This window comes from Bradyrhizobium amphicarpaeae (assembly GCF_002266435.3).
Classification (GTDB): Bacteria; Pseudomonadota; Alphaproteobacteria; order Rhizobiales; family Xanthobacteraceae; genus Bradyrhizobium; species Bradyrhizobium amphicarpaeae.
Genome location: NZ_CP029426.2, coordinates 2675602 through 2693050, shown reverse-complemented (window position 1 = coordinate 2693050; position 17449 = coordinate 2675602). Strand labels below are relative to the sequence as shown.

Sequence of the window (17449 nt, the reverse complement as noted above, 5' to 3'; positions counted from 1 at the left end):
TTGGGCGTATGTTCAACGCAAGAGAGGAGGATTGTCAAGCAGGCGCGCGGGCGTTTGCGCAACTTATGAGTGCTGCGGTGCGGGGGATCGGACGTCGTGCAGTGCAGAAGTGACAGCAATTGCTCGGAACAAGCGCCGCGGCTTGTATCACCTCCCCGCTTGCGGGAGATGTCGTATCGCATCGCAGATGCGATACGGGTGAGGGCTTCTCCTCTTGGGGAATCTAGCCAGCGGAGAGACCCTCTCCGCAGCCCTCTCCCGCAAGCGGGAGAGGTAGCGCAGTCCCGTGCCGCGCAGCTTACCGCTCCAAAATCGCCCTTGCCGTCGCCTCGTCCGTGATCAAGCCGTTGATCAAGCCGCCCTTCAGCGCCGCCGCAATGGCCGGCACCTTGGCGGCGCCGACCACAGCGGCAATGGTCGCGGCCTTCGCCGGCACTTCAGGCGGGATACTGGTGAGGCGCTTGTTGGTGCCGGCCTTGAGCAGGCGGCCCTTGGCATCATAGGCCCAGCCGGTGATCTCGCCGATGGCACCGAGCCGCATCATCTCGAACAGTTCGTCGCGGGTGACGAAGCCGTCGACATGCACCTGCGCCTTCTGGTCCATCTGGCCGATGCCGACGAGCCGCAGATCAGCCTTGGCCGCGACCGCCTTCACCTTGGCGATCGGCTCGATGCGGACCATCTTGTTGCGCTCGTCCTCGGACGACATCAAGAACGGCAGCGGCATGGGATAGTGCCGCGCGCCGGTGCGGTCGGCGAGCCGGCCGACCGTATCGTAGAAGCTCGCCGAACCGTCCGCGGAGATGTTGCCGACCAGCGAGACGATCTGGTGATTGGGCCGGTCGATCGGCGTGACGCGCTCGACCGCGGCGCGCACCGCGCGGCCGGTGCCGAGCGCGACGATCACGGGCGTCTCCGAACGCAGCGTCGCGTCGAGCAGATTGGCGCAGCGTTCGGCGATGCCTGCGGTGGCCTGCGGCGCCGCCAGATCGGCCGGCACCACTTCGCAATGGGCGAGATCGAAACGCGCCTTCAAGCGCCCCGCAAGCTCCATGCAGGCGGCGATGGGATGTTCGAGCCGGAAGGTGATGAGACGCTCGGCGAGGCACAACGAAACCAGCCGCTGCGCCGAGGCACGCGAGACCTGGAGCATCTTTGCGATCTCGTCCTGGGTGTGACCTGCGATGAAATACAGCCAGCCGGCGCGCGCGGCATCGTCGAGTCGGGACTTGTCGTTCTCGGCGGCCATGCGGGCCTCACCCCTCCCAGAAATCGCTCATGTCCGCGAAGACCCGGTCGGCCCCCGCCTCGGACAATATAGCCCGCCCGTCGCGTCCGTGATAATGACTACCGCCGACAAATCCCCAGACCGTCATGCCGGCCGCCTTGCCCGCCTGCACGCCGCTGACGCTGTCCTCGATCACCAGCGTGCGCGCAGGGTGCGCGCCCATCTTCTCGGCCGCAAGGAGAAACAGATCGGGCGCCGGCTTGCCATGCCTGACCATTTGCGCGGTGTAGATCCGCTCGCCGACATTTGCCCGCAAATCCGTGACGTCGAGCGAGAGCGAGACGCGGTCGATGTCGCTCGACGACGCCACGCAAAACGGCATCCGCAACTCGGACATGATGGCGGCAACGCCCGGGATCGCCCGGAGCGAGCCCGCGAACGTCGCCAGCACGTGCGACTTCAACCGCGGCAGAAAACCCTCAGGCAAGACCTGCCCGAGATCGCGATAATGCTGCTCGATCGCCTTGGTGCTGCGCCCGAGGAATAGCTCGAGCGCCTGCGCGGGGGTGAGCGCAAGGCCGAACTCGGCCAATACCTCGGACAGGCCCTGGCAGCTCAACAGTTCGCTGTCGACGAGCACGCCGTCGCAGTCAAAGATGATCAAGTCGGGTTTTAACCGGATGGGGCCCATCCCATCATTCGATCATATACCCATCACGTGGGCAATAGCCCACCTTGGCGACCTTAGCGCCGCTGATTGTACACGTCGATGCACACCGCCCCGAGCAGCACCAGGCCCTTGATGACCTGCTGATAGTCGATGCCGATGCCAAGGATGGACATGCCGTTGTTCATCACGCCCATGATCATGGCGCCGACCACGGCGCCGCCGACGCGGCCCACGCCGCCATAGGCCGAGGCACCGCCGATGAAGCAGGCGGCGATGACGTCGAGCTCGAAACCGAGACCGGCCTTCGGCGTCGCGGTGTTAAGTCGTGCGGCGAAGACGAGGCCGGCAAGCGCCGCGAGCACACCCATGTTGACGAAGGTGAAGAAAGTCAGCCGTTCCGTCTTGATGCCCGACAGTTTTGCCGCCTTTGCATTGCCGCCGACAGCATAGACCTGCCGGCCGATCACGGTGCGCCGGGTGACGAAGCCATAGAGTGCGATCAACGCGGTCATGATCACAAGCACGTTCGGCAGGCCGCGATGCGAGGCGATCAGATAGGTGAAATAGAGGACCGCACAGGCGAGCAGGACGCTCTTCCCCAGGAAGAACGCATACGGTTCGACCTCGATGCCGTGCAATTGCTCGCGCGAGCGACCCTTGGCGCCGGCATAGACGAGGCCGAGCGCGAGCACCGCACCGATCAGCATGGAGGTCGGATGCAGCGTGCCGGCTTCGGGCAGCAGCTCCGGAATGAAGCCGGACGACAGCTTCTGGAAGGTGGCCGGGAACGGGCCGAGCGACTGGCCTTGCAGCACCGCGAGCGCCAGGCCCTTGAACACCAGCATGCCCGCCAGCGTCACGATGAAGGATGGAATGCCGAAAAAGGCCACCCAATAGCCCTGCGCCGCACCGATCGCCGCGCCCAGCACCAGGCAGGCGATGAAGGCAAGCGTGTAGTCGACCTTGTAGGTCACCATCAGCACCGCGGCCACCGCCCCGACGAAGCCGGCGACCGAGCCGACCGAGAGGTCGATATGCCCCGTGACGATCACCAGCAGCATGCCGAGCGCCATGATGACGATGTAGCTGTTCTGCAGCACCAGGTTGGTCAGGTTGAGCGGCTGCAGCAGCGTGCCGCCGGTCATGACCTGGAAGAACAGCATGATCGCGACCAGCGACATCAGCATGCCGTAGTTGCGCAAATTGTTCTTGATGAAGCTGCCGTGCCGGCGCTCCTCGGGCAGCGATACCGTCTTGTCGGTCATGGCTGCATTCCTCCCATTTCCGCCGCCGCAGGCGCGACGTTCCCGATATTTCGTTCGTTGCGCATGATCGCGCGCATGATCTTCTCTTGCGTCGCCTCCGCGCCCTTGAACTCGCCGACGAAGGCGCCCTCGTTCATGACGCAGATGCGGTCGCAGATGCCGAGCAGCTCGGGCATCTCCGAGGAGATCACCACGACGCCGCGGCCGGCCTCCGCCAGCTCGTTGATGATACAGTAAATCTCGTATTTGGCACCGACGTCGATGCCCCGCGTCGGCTCGTCCAGGATCAGGACCTTGGGGTCCGTCATCAGCCATTTCGCCAGCACCACCTTCTGCTGGTTGCCGCCGGAGAGCTGGCCGGTCTCCTGATAGACATCGGAGCAGCGGATGCGCATGCGCGTGCGATAGTCGCTGGCGATCTTCAGTTCCGCGATGTCGTCGATCACGCGTTTCGGTGCGACCTGGTCGAGGCTGGCCAGCGTGATGTTCTTGCGAACGTCGTCGGCGAGGATCAGACCGAGCTGCTTGCGATCCTCGGTGACATAGGCAAGGCCGGCGTCGATCGCCGCCGCGACGCTCGGCAGCACCATGTCTCTGCCCTCGAGCCGAAGACTGCCGCTGATATTGGTGCCCCAGGAGCGGCCGAACAGGCTCATGGCGAATTCGGTGCGGCCCGCGCCCATCAGCCCCGCAATGCCGACGACCTCGCCGCGCCTGACGCCGAAATCGACGTTCTTGATCACCTGCCGCTCGGGATGGATGGGGTGATAGACCGACCAGTTCGCGACGTCGAGCACGGGCTCGCCGATCTTGACGCTGCGCTCCGGGAAACGGTGAGCCATGTCGCGGTTGACCATGCTGCGGATGATGCGGTCTTCCTGGATCGGCTCGGCGCGGCAGTCGATGCCGTCGACGGTGCGGCCGTCGCGCAGCACGGTGATGTGGTCGGCGACCTTGGCGACCTCGTTGAGCTTGTGCGAGATCAGGATCGAGCCGATGCCCTGCTCGCGGAACGCCATCAGGCGTTCGAGCAGCGCGGCGCTGTCGGCCTCGTTGAGGCTCGCGGTCGGCTCGTCCAGGATCAGCATCCGCACCCGCTTGGACAGCGCTTTCGCGATCTCGACCAGCTGCTGCTTGCCGACGCCGAGATCGGTGATGAGCGTATCCGGCGATTCCTTCAGGCCGACCTGCGCCAGCAGCTCGCGCGTGCGCCGATAGACCTCGTCGCGGTCGATCACGCCGAGCTTCGATGGCGGATGCGACAGGAAGATGTTTTCCGCGATCGACATCAGCGGGATCAGCGCCAGCTCCTGATGGATGATAATGATGCCGAGCGCCTCGGAATCGTTGATGTCGCGAAAGCGCCGCTCCTCGCCGTCGAAGACGATGGTGCCCTCGTAGCTGCCATGCGGGTAGACCCCGCTGAGCACCTTCATCAGCGTCGACTTGCCGGCGCCGTTCTCTCCGACGAGCGCGTGGATTTGCCCGGCGTGAACCGAGAAGTTGACGTCGCGCAGCGCCTGCACGCCTGCAAAACTCTTGCTGACGTTGCGCATCTCCAGCATGGCGGTCATCGGCATCGTGTCCCTCAATCGCCGTCGTTCCGGGGCGCCCGAGGGGTGGACCCGGAACCTCGAGATTCTCAGGTGCGCAATTGCGCACCATAGTTCGATGCTTCGCATCGCCCCGGAATGACGGAAGTAACGTTTTACTGGAACTGCGCCTTCTTGTAGTAGCCGCTCTCGACCAGAACCTTCTCCCAATTGTCCTTGTAGACCACGACCGGCTTGAGCAGATAGGACGGCACGGTCTTGACGCCGTTCTCGTAGGTCTTGGTGTCGTTGACCGTGACCTGCTTGCCGGCAAGCGCGGCATCGACCATATCGGCGGTCACCTTGGCGAGGTCGCGGGTGTCCTTGAAGATGGTCGAATACTGGTCGCCACGCAGCATCGCCTTGATCGAGGGAACTTCGGCGTCCTGGCCCGAAATGATCGGCATCGGCTGATCGGCGCTGCCGTAGCCGACGCCCTTCAGCGAGGAGATGATGCCGATCGAGATGCCGTCATAGGGCGACAGCACGGCGTTGATCTTCTTGTTGCCGTAGTAGGCGCTGAGAAGATTGTCCATGCGGGCCTGGGCGGTGGCGCCGTCCCAGCGGAGCGTCGCGACCTTGTCCATGCCCATCTGGCCCGAGGCGATGACGAGCTTGCCGCTGTCGATATAGGGCTTCAGCACGCTCATGGCGCCGTTGTAGAAGAAGTAGGCGTTGTTATCGTCGGGCGAGCCGCCGAACAGCTCGATGTTGAACGGGCCCTTGCCTTCCTTCAGGCCGAGGCCTTTCTCGATCGATTGCGCCTGGAGCACGCCGACCTGGAAATTGTCGAAGGTCGCGTAATAGTCGACGTTGGGCGTGCCGCGGATCAGGCGGTCATAGGCGATCACGATGATGCCTTTCGCCTTGGCCTGCTTGAGCACGTCGGACAGCGTGGTGCCGTCGATCGCGGCGATCACCAGGGCTTTCGCGCCCTTGGTCACCATGTTCTCGACCTGCGAGAGCTGGTTCGGGATGTCGTCCTCGGCATATTGCAGGTCGGTGTTGTAGCCGCGCTCCTTCAACACCTTGACCATGTTGTTGCCGTCGTCGATCCAGCGCGCCGAAGACTTTGTCGGCATCGCGATGCCGACGGTCGCCTTGTCCTGGGCGGAGGCGGTGAGGCCCGTGGCCATCGTGGCAGCGCCGGCCAGCGCCAGCGCGAGGAATGTCGTCTTCAGTTTCAGCATGTTTCACTCCCTTGGGTGTCAGATTGTTTCTTGCTGTCGTCGAGAACTTGGTCGTAGACGGCTCTTGGGTCTCCTATGCGAGCTCGACGTCAGGCTCCGCGCGACCGCGAGCGGAGGCCTCCAATAGAAAGGTGTAACCGGCTTGCGGATCGGCGGCGCGTGCCGCCGCGTCCATATCCTGCCAAGCCGAGGTGACCAGGAGCCGCGACAGATCGGGGCCGACGAAGGCGGGGCAGCTGGCCTGCTTTGCCGGCACGCCTAGCGAGCGCAGACGCTCGCCTTGCGGAGAGTAGACGTCGATGCGGCTCGCGCCCCAGCAGGCATTCCAGATGTTTCCGTCGGCGTCGCACACTGAACCGTCGAGGCCGCCGATACCGGTGTGGCGCAGCAGCACCTCCGGCTCGCCGCGCGGCAGGCCAGTCGCGGGATTGAGCGGCACGGCGTAGAGCACGGCGCGCGCGGTGTCGGTGAAGTACCCCGTGCCGCCATCCGGCGAAAAGCAAATCGAATTGGGGATGCTGATGCCGGAAAACAGCGTCGAGATCTTGCCGCGATGGAGCGCGTAGATCGCCCCGGCCTTCGGCTCGGCCTTCTTGCCCATGGTCCCGATCCAGAACGTGCCGGACTGGTGCACGCGGCAATCATTGGAGCGCGTGTCGGGCTTGTCCGCCTCGAGCGGAAGGAACAGCGTCATCACACCATCGGCGAGCTTGCGGACGTAAAGCCCGTCCTCGGCGACGATCAACTGCCGTTCGGCATCGATGCGCCCAAGTGCGCTCGCCATCCGGCCGAGCGCGTGGACGCGGATCGCACCACTGCCGAGGTGCGCTTCGAACAGCCGTCCCTCGCGAATGTCGAACCACCAGGCGGTATCGGTGGTGACGTCATAGGTCGGTCCCTCGCCGAGATGACAGGGATCGTTCGAGAGAATTGAGGTGGGGACCTGTTCCATCATGGCGTCCTCACTGCGAAGCGATAGATCGTGTGATGGCGATAGACCTGGCCGGGATCGAGGCGCGGGCTCGGGAAATCCGGGCGGTTGGGCGCATCGGGCCAGATGTGTGGCTCCAGACACATCGCGTCCGACTGACGGATCAGCTTGCCGCCCTTCCCAGAGATGGTGCCGTCGAGATAATTGCCGGAATAGACCTGAAGTCCCGGTTGGTCCGTGAACAGTTCCATGATCCGCCCCGAGCGCGGCGCCTCCAGCCGCGCTGCGAGCGCGAGCTTGCCGTCGCGCGCGAGACAGTAGGTGTGGTCGTAGCCCCTGCCGTTGCGCAACTGCTCATCGCTTTGCCGGATCCGCTCCCCCACGGGCCGAGGTTCGCGGAAGTCGAACGGCGTGCCGGCAACGTTGCGCGGCGGTTCGGGCAACGGAATGGCGGTGGGGTCGATGCCGAGGAAATGCGCGGCGGCGACCGTCAGTCTGTGGTCGAGAATAGGCGTCCCTGAGGTCGCGCCTTCGAGATTGAAGAAGCTGTGGTTTGTCAAATTGACGATGGTGGGACGGTCGGTCCGCGCCTCCATGCTCAGTGACAACTCGGTCGGCCCGGTGATGCGATAGGTCAGGCGGACATCGAGCTTGCCGGGATAATTCTCCTCGCCATGCGGGCTCGTATAGGTGAGCGTCACCGCAGGCGCGGCGCCGTCGTCGATCTCCGCGATCTCCCAGAGCTTGCGATCGAATCCATCGAGCCCGCCATGCAGCGCATTCGGCCCGTTGTTGACGGCAAGCTGAACCGTCCCGCCGTCGAGCGAGAACCGTCCTTTGGCGATGCGGTTGGCGTAGCGGCCGACGGTGGCGCCCAAGAACTTTCGTTCCGCGAGATAGCCGGCGAAAGTGTCGTGGCCGAGCACGACGTCGTCGCGGCTGCCCTTCGCATCGGGCGCGATCAGCGCCTGCAACACCGCGCCATGGGTGATGATGCGCGCCTCGAAACCGCCCTCGCCGCGCAGCACGATGCGGTCGACCCCGCGGCCGTCGGGCAGCGTTCCAAAAACGTCCTTCGTAATCTTTGATGCCGCCATGTCTAATCCACAAACGGTTCGACGACGATGCGCCTGCCGAGCAGGAAGGCGTCGGCAACGAGGCGAAGCGGTGCCAGATCCACGTCGCTTGCGCCGGTCGCGGCGAGCGCGACGAAGCGCCGGTAAAGTTCCCGATATTCCTCGTCGGGCGCCTCGGCAACGGTCTTGCCTTCGATTGCCATGTGCCTGCCGCCGCCGGACAGCGTCATCCGGCCCTGCTCGGTTTCGACGACGATATCCCAGCTCTGCGGCCCGGTCTGGCGAAAATCGAACTCAGCGGTGACAGGCAGGCCGTCGATGTCGGTCAGCGTCAGGCTCGCTGCGATCGGCGCCTGGCAATTGGCGGGAAACGAAAGCTCCGCCGCGGTGACGAACACGGGCTTCGGCAGGATCTTGGTCAGGATCGACAGCGCGTTGATCCCGGGATCGAACACGCCGAGGCCGCCCGGTTCCCAGATCCAGCCCTGACCGGGATGCCAGACGCGGACATCCTCCTTCCAGCTGATGTGCACCGACTTGATGCGTCGCGCCGCGAGCCATTGTCGCGCGGGCTCGACCGCCGGCGCGTGGCGCGAATGCCAGGTCGCAAACAGCGTACGCTTTGCCTCTGCCGCCATTGCGATCAGCGGATCGAGCTCGGCAACTCCGGTGCCCGGCGGCTTCTCCAGCATGACGTGCTTGCCGGCGGCTAACGCCGCGGCGGCCTGGGCGCGACGCACCTGCGGCGGCGTGCACAGCGAAACCGCATCGATCGGCGGCCCCTTTTCCAGCAGCTCCTCGATGGTAGCGAAATGCGGCAGCCCCGGCAGCGAGGCGTTGCGGCTGGCAATTGCGGTCAGCGTCGCGCCCGGCACCGCGGCGATCGCGCCGACATGCTGGTCGCGTGCAATCTTGCCGAAGCCGACGATGGCGATACGAAGTTCGGTCACGATCTCTCTCCGGACTGCACGGATGGCAACGCCTCGGCCGGCGCGGTCTCGATCACCGTACCATCGTGGCGGCGCATGCCGTTGTGAATGACATGGACCATCGCCTCCGAGGCGGCCTCGGCATCGCCGGCCGCAATCGCATCGACGATCTTCTGGTGCCAGAGCAGCACCGTGTCGCGGTCCTCCAATTCGACCGGCGCGCTCAGCAGGAACGAGGCGCGAAGCGCGGCCTCGATGACGTGGCCGATCGAGCGCATGAACAAATTACCGGAGGCCCGAGCCACGGCAATGTGAAGCGCGAGGTCGGCATCGGCAAAGCCGACCGAGTCGGACGCTTCGAGCCGCATGCGCTCCATGCTGCGCCGAAGCTCGGTCAGATCCTCCTCCGACCGCTGCGCGGCCGCCAGCATCGCCGCGCGCGGCTCGACCGCAAGACGGATCTCGGCGAGGTCGTTGAGGAAACGCTTGTCGATGCCGGCATCGAGATGCCAGGCTAGCACGTCCGCATCGAACATGTTCCAGGCGCCGCGCTCGCGCACGACGGTGCCGACCCGCGCCTTGGTGGTGAGCAGCCCCTTGGCGACCAGCGTCTTCACGCTCTCCCGCAGCACCGGCCGCGACACGCCGAACATCGCGATCATCTCGGCGTCACCCGGCAGGCGCGTGCCCTCGGCATAACGGCCGGCGATGATGTCGACGCCGATCGAGCGGGCGACTTCCGCATGGTTGGAGTGGGCCCGCCGCGTCGGGATGACGACGATGCGCGAGGTCATGAGGCAGCTCCCGCGCGCTTCGTCAACGGCCGCCGGGCCAGCGCGACCAGTCCCTGTTGCAAGGCAATGAAGGCGAACAGCAGGATTCCAGTCGCGATCTTGGTCCACCAGCTCGACAAGGTGCCGTCGAAATTGATGTAAGTCTGGATCAGGCCCTGGATCAGCACGCCCAGGAAAGTTCCGATCACCGAGCCCTGCCCGCCCGTGAGCAGCGTGCCGCCGATCACAACGGCGGCGATGGTGTCGAGCTCGACACCGACGGCGGAGAGGGAATAGCCGGCGCTGGTGTAGAACGAGAAGACGATGCCGGCGATACCTGCCAGCAGGCTCGACAGCATGTAGATCTTCACCGTCATCGTGCCGACGGCAACGCCCATCAGGCTCGCGGTCACCCGACTGCCGCCGAGCGCGTAGACATTGGCGCCAAATCTCGTAAGACGCAGCAGCAGGGCTCCGCCGATGACGATCACGAGCATGATGATCGCGATCGCGGTCAACCGTCCTCCACCCGGCAATCGCAAGGCGAAGTCCGACACAGTGGAATAGATCGGCGCGGTGATCGGTATGGATTCGGTGGAGAGCAGGAAGCTCGCGCCGCGAGCCAGGAACATCCCCGCCAGCGTGACGATGAACGGCGGCAGATCGAAGACATGGATCACCGCGCCCATCGCCGCACCGAAGGCCGCCGAGAGTGCGAGGGCGGCGACGAAAGCAGCCAGCGGCGGCATGCCCCAGCGCTCGATCGCGAGTGCAACGAAGACGGTGGTGAAGCCGATCACCGAGCCGACCGAAAGATCAATGCCGCCAGAGATGATGACGAAGGTCATGCCGGCCGCGACGATGCCGAGGAAAGCGTTGTCGGTGAGGAGATTGCCGACGACGCGGGTCGAGGCGATGTTGGGAAACTGCACCGCGCAGGCTGCGAAGCCCGCAACGAGCACGATCGCCGTGATGAGGGCGGGCGGCAGGCCTCTCATGCCTTCGTCCTCCGCAGCCGCGCGGCGATGCCGGCAAAACCGGTCAGCTTCGGCGATTGCAACAACAACACCGTAAGCACCACCACCGCCTTGACCAGCAGGTTGAACTCCGGCGGATAGCCGGACAACAGGATGCCGGTGTTCATGGTCTGGATGATCAGCGCGCCGAGCACCGCGAGCACGAGGCTGAAGCGGCCGCCGAACAGCGAAGTGCCGCCGATCACCACGGCCAGGATCGCATCGAGCTCGAGCCAGAGGCCGGCATTGTTGGCGTCCGCCCCCATGATGTCGGCCGCCGCGATCACGCCGGCCAGCGCGGCGCACACGCCGCACCAGACATAGACCGACAGGATCATCGCTCGTGTGCCGACGCCGGCAAGCTCGCTCGCGCGCGCATTGCCGCCGGTCGCCTCGATCAGCAGCCCGAGCGCGGAGCCGCGCACCACCGCGCCGGTCAGGATGAGCATGCCGAGCGCAATCGCGACCGGCACGGGCACGCCGAGAATGGCACCGTTACCGAGCCAGACCAGATCCGGCGAGGAGAAGGTCACGATCCGTCCCTCGGTGATCAGCTGGGCAATGCCGCGTCCGGCCACCATCAGGATCAACGTCGCCACGATCGGCTGCATGCCGAGCACCGCGACGAGGAAGCCGTTCCAAAGGCCGCAAATCAAGCCCGCGCCGAGCGCGGCCGCCAGAACCACGGCCAGACTGTGAGTGTCGGCGAGGCTCGCCGCGATCGCGCCCGCGATTGCCATGACCGCACCGACCGACAGATCGATGCCGCGCGTCGCGATCACCAGCACCATGCCGAGCGAGAGCAGCGCCACCGGCGTGCCGCGATTGAGCACGTCGATGAGGCTGCCGAACAGACGGCCGTCCTGGAGGCGCAGGTCGAAAAACTGCGGCGACACCACGCGGTCGACCGCGAGGATGACGATCAATGCGAGGATTTGGGCGAGACCGCGGCGCGGCAACAGCGCTGTCATGCCCGCTCCTCATGCGCAACGCCGGCGCCGTCGGCGGCAATGGCCGCGAGAATGTTGCCGACATCGACCGCCTCGCCTGCGAGCTCCTCGACATGGGCGCGATCGCGCAGCACCACGACGCGGTCGGAATAGGTCACGATCTCATCGAGCTCGGAGGAGATCACGAGCAGCGACAGGCCGTCGTCGCAGAGCTCGCGGATCAGGCGGATGATCTCGGCATGCGCGCCGACGTCGATGCCGCGGGTCGGCTCGTCCAGCACCAGCAGCCGCGGCGAGGTCGCAAGCCAGCGGGCCAGCAGAACCTTCTGCTGGTTGCCGCCGGACAACAGGCCGACCGGACGCTCGGGATCGGGCGGACGAATGTCGAGCATCTTGACGTAGCGGCGCGCGATCTCGTCCTGCTCGCGGCGCCGCAGCGGCCGATGCAGGCCGCGCTTGGCCTGGAGCGCGAGCACGATGTTCTCGCGCACGGTGAGCTCGGCGACGATACCGTCGGTCTTGCGCTCCTCCGGGCAATAGCCGAAGCCGTGGCGGACGCCGTCGCGTGGCGACTGCAACCGCACCGACGCGCCCTCCACACTCGCCTTCCCGCCATCTGCGCGCTCGGCGCCGAACACCAGCCGCGCGGTCTCGGTGCGGCCCGAGCCGAGCAGGCCGGCGAGGCCGACGACCTCGCCATGGCGCAGTTCGAGATCGAACGGCACGACATAGCCGGCCTTGCCGTAATTCTCGAAGCTCGCGCAGACCTCGCGCGCCTCATATTCGCTCGTCGCCGCCCGCGCATTGGTCGTCTCCGCGAGCTCGCGGCCGAGCATCATCCGGATCAGCTCGATCCGCGGCAAGGACGCCTTCTCGCGCTCACCGACCAGGCGGCCGTTTCGCAGCACCGTGATGCGGTCGGAGATCTCGTAGACCTGGTCGAGGAAATGGCTGACGAAGACGATGCCGATGCCTCGTTTTGCAAGCTGGCGCATGATGCCGAACAGGATCTCGACCTCGTGTCGGTCCAGGCTCGCGGTTGGCTCGTCCAGGATCAGCACACGCGCGGAGAGATCCACCGCGCGGGCAATCGCCGTGACGTGCTGGATGGCCACCGAATAGTGGCCGAGCGGCGCGGCCACATCGATATCGAGACCGAACTCCGCAAGCAGCGCCTTGGCGCGGCGGCGCATCTCACCCTCGCGCACGATGCCGAAGCGCATCGGCTGGCGATCGAGGAACAGGTTTTGTGCCACCGAGAGGTTCGGCAACAGATTGACCTCCTGGTAGACGGTGGCAATGCCCGCAGCCACCGCCGCCTTCGCCGAACGCGGCGCGATCTCTTCACCGCCGATCCTGACGATGCCGGCATCGCGCGGAAACACGCCGGTGACGACCTTGATCAGCGTGGATTTGCCGGCGCCATTCTCGCCGAGCAGCGCATGGATCTCGCCGGCGCGCAGCGTGAAGTCGACCTCCTGCAGCGCGCGCACGGCGCCGAAGCTCTTGCTGATCCCGCGCACCTCGAGAAGGGGCAGAGCAGGATCGGGGCCGTTCTGCATGGCAAATTCACTCCCACGGGTGCCCGCCATTGAAGCGGACACCCAGCCTAGTCGTTCGTGCGGCGGTTTCGAAGGGGGATCGCCTCAGTAACCGAGGCCCTTCTTGCTGTCGTAGATCTTCTGCGGATCGTCGGCTGCGGTATAGAGCTTGGACTCGGTCTGGATCCATTTCGGCGGAACCGTACCCTTGCTCTTGAAAGCTGCAACGGCATCGAGCGCCGGGCCCGCCATGTTCGGCGTCAGCTCCACCGTGGCGTTGGCTTCGCCGGCGACCATCGCCTTGAAGATATCGGGGACCGCGTCGATCGAGACGGTGAGGATGTCCTTGCCGGGCTTGAGACCGGCTTCCTTCATCGCCTGGATGGCTCCCACCATCATGTCGTCGTTGTGCGCGTAGACCGCGCAGATATTCTTGCCGCCGCCCTCGGCCTTGATGAAGCTTTCCATCACCTCCTTGCCCTTGGCGCGGGTGAAGTCGCCGGTCTGGCTGCGCACCACTTTCAGGTTGGCGTGCTTGGCGATCGCGGTGTCGAAGCCTTTCTTGCGGTTGGTGGCGACGCTGGCGCCGACCGTGCCCTGCAGCTCGACGATGTTGCAGGCCTTGGCCCCGACTGTCTTGGCCAGCCAGTCACCGGCGACCTCGCCTTCATGCACGCTGTCGGAGGTGACGGCGGTCAAATAGAGCTCCTTGCCGGAGGGATCGATATCGCGGTCAAGCAGCACGACCGGGATCTTGGCTTCCCTGGCCTCCTTCAGCACCGAGTCCCAGCCGGTCGAGACCACCGGTGCGAGGAAGATCGCATCGACGTTCTGCGCGATGAAGGAGCGGATCGCCTTGATCTGGTTCTCCTGCTTCTGCTGCGCGTCTGCGATCTTGAGATTGACCTTGCGCTTGCTGGCCTCCTGCTTGGAGACCGACGTCTCGGCCGCGCGCCAGCCGGACTCCGATCCGATCTGCGAGAAGCCGATGGTGAGCTCGGCGGCATTCGCCGGCAGCGCGAGCAGCAAGGCGGCCGTGGCGCTGGCCGCAAAGAGGGCTTTGAGGATCATCAGGCGAGTCTCCCAAGATGTTATCCGGGGCGCCTATTGGTAGCATGACACCCTCAGGCCGTCCTTTGAGGCGGCGGACGGGACTATTTCACGGAAGATGAGTTCCGACTAGTCATATTATTTGACTATTTGAGCAGAGCACGAGCAAGCGGCAGCGAGCGGTTCTACAACACGCTCAGCGCGATTTTGCTCCGGTGATGCAATTGAGGGGTGAAGGAAAATTTCGCGCGGGGCTGCGAGCGCTCGATCGCAGCGACGGTGACAACGGGTTGTGCGAGCTCTTCTCCCGTCGTTGCGGGCGCAGCGAAGCAATCCAGAATCCCTCCGGGGAAAGACTCTGGATTGCTTCGCTGCGCTCGCAATGACGATGTGGATAGAGTCTGCGTACGTCGAACAAATCGACCCGTGGAGAGCCCCTCACCGCCACGCTTCGCGTGTCGGCCTCTCCCCGCACGCGGGGAGAGGCGAAGGAAAGCGAGCTAAATCAGCTTCCGCTGCGCCAGGTTCTTCATCAGCGCTCCGATGCCGAAGGTCCAGGGCTCGCACTCGTCGCTGGTGCGCATGCGGTTGACGAGCTTGCCGAGTTGAGGCGCTGCGATCGTGACGATGTCGTCGCGCTTGTGGGTGAACCCCTGCCCCGGCGCGTCGCGATCCTTGACCGGCGCGAACATCGTGCCGAGGAACAGCACGAACCCGTCAGGATATTGATGCACCTTGCCGATGGTCTGCTCGACCAGATCGGTCGGATCGCGGCTGATCTTGCTGATCGAGGAATGGCCGTCGAGAACGAAGCCGTCCGCCCCCTTCACGTTCAGGCTGATGTCGAGCTTGCGCGCGTCGTCGAGCGTAAAGCTGTCGTCGAACAGGCGCAGCAGCGGTCCGATCGCGCAGGAGGCGTTGTTGTCCTTGGCTTTTGACAGCAGCAGCGCCGAACGGCCCTCGAAGTCGCGCAGATTGACGTCGTTGCCGAGCGCGCCGCCGACGATCTTGCCGCGGCTCGACACGAACAGCACGAGCTCCGGCTCCGGGTTATTCCAGGTCGATTTCGGATGCAGGCCGGCGTCCATGCCGGTGCCGACCGAGGACAACGTCGGCGCCTTGGTGAAGACCTCCGCATCGGGACCGATGCCGACCTCGAGATATTGGCTCCAGGCGTTCTGATCGATCAGCACCTGCTTCAGGTGCATCGCCTGGTCGGAGCCCGGCTTGAGCTTGGAGAGATCGTCGCCGATCAGCCGCGTCACTTCCTTGCGGATCGCTTCGGCCGAGGCCGGATTGCCCTTCGCCCGCTCCTCGATCACGCGCTCCAGCATCGAGATGGCAAAGGTGACGCCGGCAGCCTTCAGCGTTTGCAGGTCCACGGGCGCAAGCAGCCAGGGCTTTTGGCGATCGCGCTGGTCCGGCGCCGTGTTGGCCACGATGGCGTCGAGATCGCCGATCCACTCGCCCTTGGTCAGGCCAAGGGCCTTGGCCGGATTGTCCTCTTCGCAGAGCGCGCTGATGGTCGGAAATCTTGCGGTGACGTCGAACACGCCGTCGCCACGGACGGCGACCACGGCCGGACCGTTCGCCTGCGGCAGCCAGACGCGGCCGGCGAGCGTGCCGCGTGTTCCGTCTTCGGGGAGGAGGTCTTTCACTGACAAAGTCGTCATGGCCGCGCCCTCGTTGTTTCTCGGATCAGCCGCAGCCGATCACATTGGCGAAGACCAATAAACGTCTGGCGGGGGAAGTCCAGAGAGCGCGGCCCTCACTTGAACCAGTGCACCAGTGCGATGCTGATGCCGAGCAGCAGCATCAGGGACAGCGTCACCGCGGCCGTCACCCGCCCGCCGACATTGGCGAGCACACGCACGTCGACGCCGAGACCGAGGGCCGCCATCGACACCACGGTGAGAAAGCCGGTGATCTTGGTCACCGGACCAACCACCGTCCCCGGCACGATTTCGAGGGAGCGCAAGGTCGCCAGCGCCAGAAAGCCGAGGATGAACCAGGGCACGAGGCGGAAGAAGCCGACATTGGTCTTCTTGGCATCGCTCTGCCAGCGTGACGCCGCGAGCGAGAGGCCGACGACGACCGGCCCGAGCATCAGCACACGCATCAGCTTCACGAGCGTGCCGATCTGCGTCGCGACGAGCCCGGCCGGGACCGTCGCGGCCAGGACCTGCGGCACCGCATAGACCGTGAGGCCGGCGAGGATGCCGTATTGCGTGGCAGACAATTGCAACAGCGGAATCAGCAGCGGCAGGCCGAGCACCATCATCACGCCGAGGATTGCGGTGAAGGAGATCGAGGATGCGATCTCGTCATTGTTGGCACCGATGATCGGGGCCACCGCAGCGATCGCCGAATTGCCGCAGATCGAGTTGCCGCAGGCGATCAGGATCGACAGCCGCGTCGACAGGCCCAGCATCCGGCCGAGACCGAAGGAGACGCAGAGCGCGATCACCACGACGGCTGCGATCGAGGCCAGCAGCGCGACGCCGGAGGCCGCGATGGCGGCGAAGCTGATCGAGGCCCCCAGCAGCATGACGGCGACTTCGAGAAGCTGTTTTGCGCTGAAGGCAATGCCGGCCTGCCAGCGCGGCGCGGGTTTCCAGAAGCTCCGCAGGGCCATCCCGAGCAGGATCGCCATCACCAGCGCCTCGACATAGGGATGCTCGAAGACGCCGAGCTCCGCCCTTTCGAGCAGGGCCGAGACGCCGGCGACGGCGATACAGAGGAGGATGCCTGGAATCAGCCCGAAAATACGGCTCGCGGCGGTGGCCGGCTTGGCGCCGGCCGGGCTGGATGCTTGATTCTGCGACACAAATCTCTCCCAAGGGAGAAAGATTTATACGCAGCGCCGGCCCAATGGGGAATAAGCTTTCGACATATCAGGGTCGAGAGAAGTTCTGTCCCCAACCCGGAATAATCGGCCTCAGAAGATCAGGCTCTTGGCCAGCGAGGCCACCCGGCTGAACCCGTCATAGACGCCGGGTTCGAAGAACGCCGCACGCGCGAGCACGATTCCGGCCACCAGCGACCAGAAAAGCCCGGTGCCGACCCGCAGCAGGAGCTTCGACGCGCGCGACTTCGGCTGGGCATCCGTTGCGGACACCAATTGCTCGCCGAAGGGCTCAAATCCAGTGCGTTCCATGACCGTCAATCCATCAAATTCTGATAGGAATGTCGTCGTTTCCCGATCAAACGGCAATGGAAGCGATTGGCGTTTTTGCTC

The 17449-nt window shown here is 65.1% G+C and carries 16 protein-coding genes; all 16 read right to left on the bottom strand.

Annotated elements, in window-relative coordinates:
- Positions 1–298 precede the first annotated feature (298 nt).
- The 16 genes from CIT40_RS12345 to CIT40_RS12270 all read right to left on the bottom strand — a co-directional run bounded on the left by CIT40_RS12345 (position 299) and on the right by CIT40_RS12270 (position 17368).
- Positions 299–1249, bottom strand: a complete 951-nt coding sequence (locus CIT40_RS12345) for a sugar-binding transcriptional regulator (RefSeq protein WP_094896205.1) — start codon at positions 1247–1249, stop codon at positions 299–301.
- Between the two features lie 7 nt (positions 1250–1256).
- The gene (locus CIT40_RS12340) at positions 1257–1919 is read right to left on the bottom strand and encodes an HAD family hydrolase (protein WP_094896204.1); all 663 of its coding nucleotides are present in this window, start codon (positions 1917–1919) and stop codon (positions 1257–1259) included.
- Between the two features lie 53 nt (positions 1920–1972).
- Positions 1973–3163 (bottom strand): multiple monosaccharide ABC transporter permease, encoded by a 1191-nt coding sequence (gene mmsB, locus CIT40_RS12335; RefSeq protein WP_094896203.1) that lies wholly within the window; start codon positions 3161–3163, stop codon positions 1973–1975.
- Positions 3160–4737 carry a multiple monosaccharide ABC transporter ATP-binding protein gene (gene mmsA, locus CIT40_RS12330; protein ID WP_094896322.1) on the bottom strand — a complete coding sequence of 526 codons (1578 nt, stop codon included), beginning with the start codon at positions 4735–4737 and terminating at the stop codon, positions 3160–3162. Before mmsA ends, mmsB begins: the two co-directional genes overlap by 4 nt.
- A gap of 134 nt (positions 4738–4871) precedes the next feature.
- On the bottom strand, positions 4872–5945 hold the full coding sequence (chvE, locus tag CIT40_RS12325; RefSeq protein WP_094896202.1) for a multiple monosaccharide ABC transporter substrate-binding protein: 1074 nt from the start codon (positions 5943–5945) through the stop codon (positions 4872–4874).
- A 73-nt stretch (positions 5946–6018) separates the two neighbouring features.
- Positions 6019–6897 carry an SMP-30/gluconolactonase/LRE family protein gene (locus tag CIT40_RS12320; protein ID WP_162307845.1) on the bottom strand — a complete coding sequence of 293 codons (879 nt, stop codon included), beginning with the start codon at positions 6895–6897 and terminating at the stop codon, positions 6019–6021.
- Complete coding sequence (locus CIT40_RS12315) at positions 6897–7973, bottom strand: aldose epimerase family protein (protein WP_094896200.1); 1077 nt, start codon at positions 7971–7973, stop codon at positions 6897–6899. Before CIT40_RS12315 ends, CIT40_RS12320 begins: the two co-directional genes overlap by 1 nt.
- A 2-nt stretch (positions 7974–7975) precedes the next feature.
- Positions 7976–8902, bottom strand: coding sequence for a Gfo/Idh/MocA family protein (locus tag CIT40_RS12310; RefSeq protein ID WP_094896199.1), 927 nt, complete (start codon positions 8900–8902; stop codon positions 7976–7978).
- Positions 8899–9675: a FadR/GntR family transcriptional regulator gene (locus CIT40_RS12305; RefSeq protein ID WP_094896198.1), complete on the bottom strand. Its 777-nt coding sequence runs from the start codon at positions 9673–9675 to the stop codon at positions 8899–8901. The genes CIT40_RS12310 and CIT40_RS12305 overlap by 4 nt, the downstream gene beginning before the upstream one ends.
- Positions 9672–10652 carry a galactofuranose ABC transporter, permease protein YjfF gene (yjfF, locus tag CIT40_RS12300; RefSeq protein ID WP_094896197.1) on the bottom strand — a complete coding sequence of 327 codons (981 nt, stop codon included), beginning with the start codon at positions 10650–10652 and terminating at the stop codon, positions 9672–9674. Before yjfF ends, CIT40_RS12305 begins: the two co-directional genes overlap by 4 nt.
- Positions 10649–11641, bottom strand: a complete 993-nt coding sequence (locus CIT40_RS12295) for an ABC transporter permease (RefSeq protein WP_094896196.1) — start codon at positions 11639–11641, stop codon at positions 10649–10651. The genes yjfF and CIT40_RS12295 overlap by 4 nt, the downstream gene beginning before the upstream one ends.
- The gene (locus CIT40_RS12290; protein ID WP_162307461.1) at positions 11638–13182 is read right to left on the bottom strand and encodes a sugar ABC transporter ATP-binding protein; all 1545 of its coding nucleotides are present in this window, start codon (positions 13180–13182) and stop codon (positions 11638–11640) included. The genes CIT40_RS12295 and CIT40_RS12290 overlap by 4 nt, the downstream gene beginning before the upstream one ends.
- Before the next feature lie 84 nt (positions 13183–13266).
- The gene (ytfQ, locus tag CIT40_RS12285; RefSeq protein ID WP_094896194.1) at positions 13267–14232 is read right to left on the bottom strand and encodes a galactofuranose ABC transporter, galactofuranose-binding protein YtfQ; all 966 of its coding nucleotides are present in this window, start codon (positions 14230–14232) and stop codon (positions 13267–13269) included.
- 479 nt (positions 14233–14711) lie between these two features.
- The gene (locus CIT40_RS12280; RefSeq protein WP_094896193.1) at positions 14712–15884 is read right to left on the bottom strand and encodes a fumarylacetoacetate hydrolase family protein; all 1173 of its coding nucleotides are present in this window, start codon (positions 15882–15884) and stop codon (positions 14712–14714) included.
- 95 nt (positions 15885–15979) lie between these two features.
- Entirely contained in the window at positions 15980–17038 is a 1059-nt protein-coding gene (locus tag CIT40_RS12275) for a YeiH family protein (RefSeq protein ID WP_094896192.1), read from the bottom strand.
- A 111-nt stretch (positions 17039–17149) separates the two neighbouring features.
- Positions 17150–17368, bottom strand: a complete 219-nt coding sequence (locus CIT40_RS12270; RefSeq protein ID WP_018315898.1) for a hypothetical protein — start codon at positions 17366–17368, stop codon at positions 17150–17152.
- Between the last annotated feature and the right edge of the window lie 81 nt (positions 17369–17449).

Excerpts from the sequence above, each read along its gene's own strand:
- CIT40_RS12345 (WP_094896205.1), bottom strand. The coding sequence starts at position 1,249 with ATGGCCGCCGAGAACGACAAGTCCCGACTCGACGATGCCGCGCGCGCC.
- CIT40_RS12340 (WP_094896204.1), bottom strand. The coding sequence starts at position 1,919 with ATGGGCCCCATCCGGTTAAAACCCGACTTGATCATCTTTGACTGCGAC.
- mmsB (WP_094896203.1), bottom strand. The coding sequence starts at position 3,163 with ATGACCGACAAGACGGTATCGCTGCCCGAGGAGCGCCGGCACGGCAGC.
- mmsA (WP_094896322.1), bottom strand. The coding sequence starts at position 4,737 with ATGACCGCCATGCTGGAGATGCGCAACGTCAGCAAGAGTTTTGCAGGC.
- chvE (WP_094896202.1), bottom strand. The coding sequence starts at position 5,945 with ATGCTGAAACTGAAGACGACATTCCTCGCGCTGGCGCTGGCCGGCGCT.
- CIT40_RS12320 (WP_162307845.1), bottom strand. The coding sequence starts at position 6,897 with ATGGAACAGGTCCCCACCTCAATTCTCTCGAACGATCCCTGTCATCTC.
- CIT40_RS12315 (WP_094896200.1), bottom strand. The coding sequence starts at position 7,973 with ATGGCGGCATCAAAGATTACGAAGGACGTTTTTGGAACGCTGCCCGAC.
- CIT40_RS12305 (WP_094896198.1), bottom strand. The coding sequence starts at position 9,675 with ATGACCTCGCGCATCGTCGTCATCCCGACGCGGCGGGCCCACTCCAAC.
- yjfF (WP_094896197.1), bottom strand. The coding sequence starts at position 10,652 with ATGAGAGGCCTGCCGCCCGCCCTCATCACGGCGATCGTGCTCGTTGCG.
- CIT40_RS12295 (WP_094896196.1), bottom strand. The coding sequence starts at position 11,641 with ATGACAGCGCTGTTGCCGCGCCGCGGTCTCGCCCAAATCCTCGCATTG.
- CIT40_RS12290 (WP_162307461.1), bottom strand. The coding sequence starts at position 13,182 with ATGCAGAACGGCCCCGATCCTGCTCTGCCCCTTCTCGAGGTGCGCGGG.
- ytfQ (WP_094896194.1), bottom strand. The coding sequence starts at position 14,232 with ATGATCCTCAAAGCCCTCTTTGCGGCCAGCGCCACGGCCGCCTTGCTG.
- CIT40_RS12280 (WP_094896193.1), bottom strand. The coding sequence starts at position 15,884 with ATGACGACTTTGTCAGTGAAAGACCTCCTCCCCGAAGACGGAACACGC.
- CIT40_RS12270 (WP_018315898.1), bottom strand. The coding sequence starts at position 17,368 with ATGGAACGCACTGGATTTGAGCCCTTCGGCGAGCAATTGGTGTCCGCA.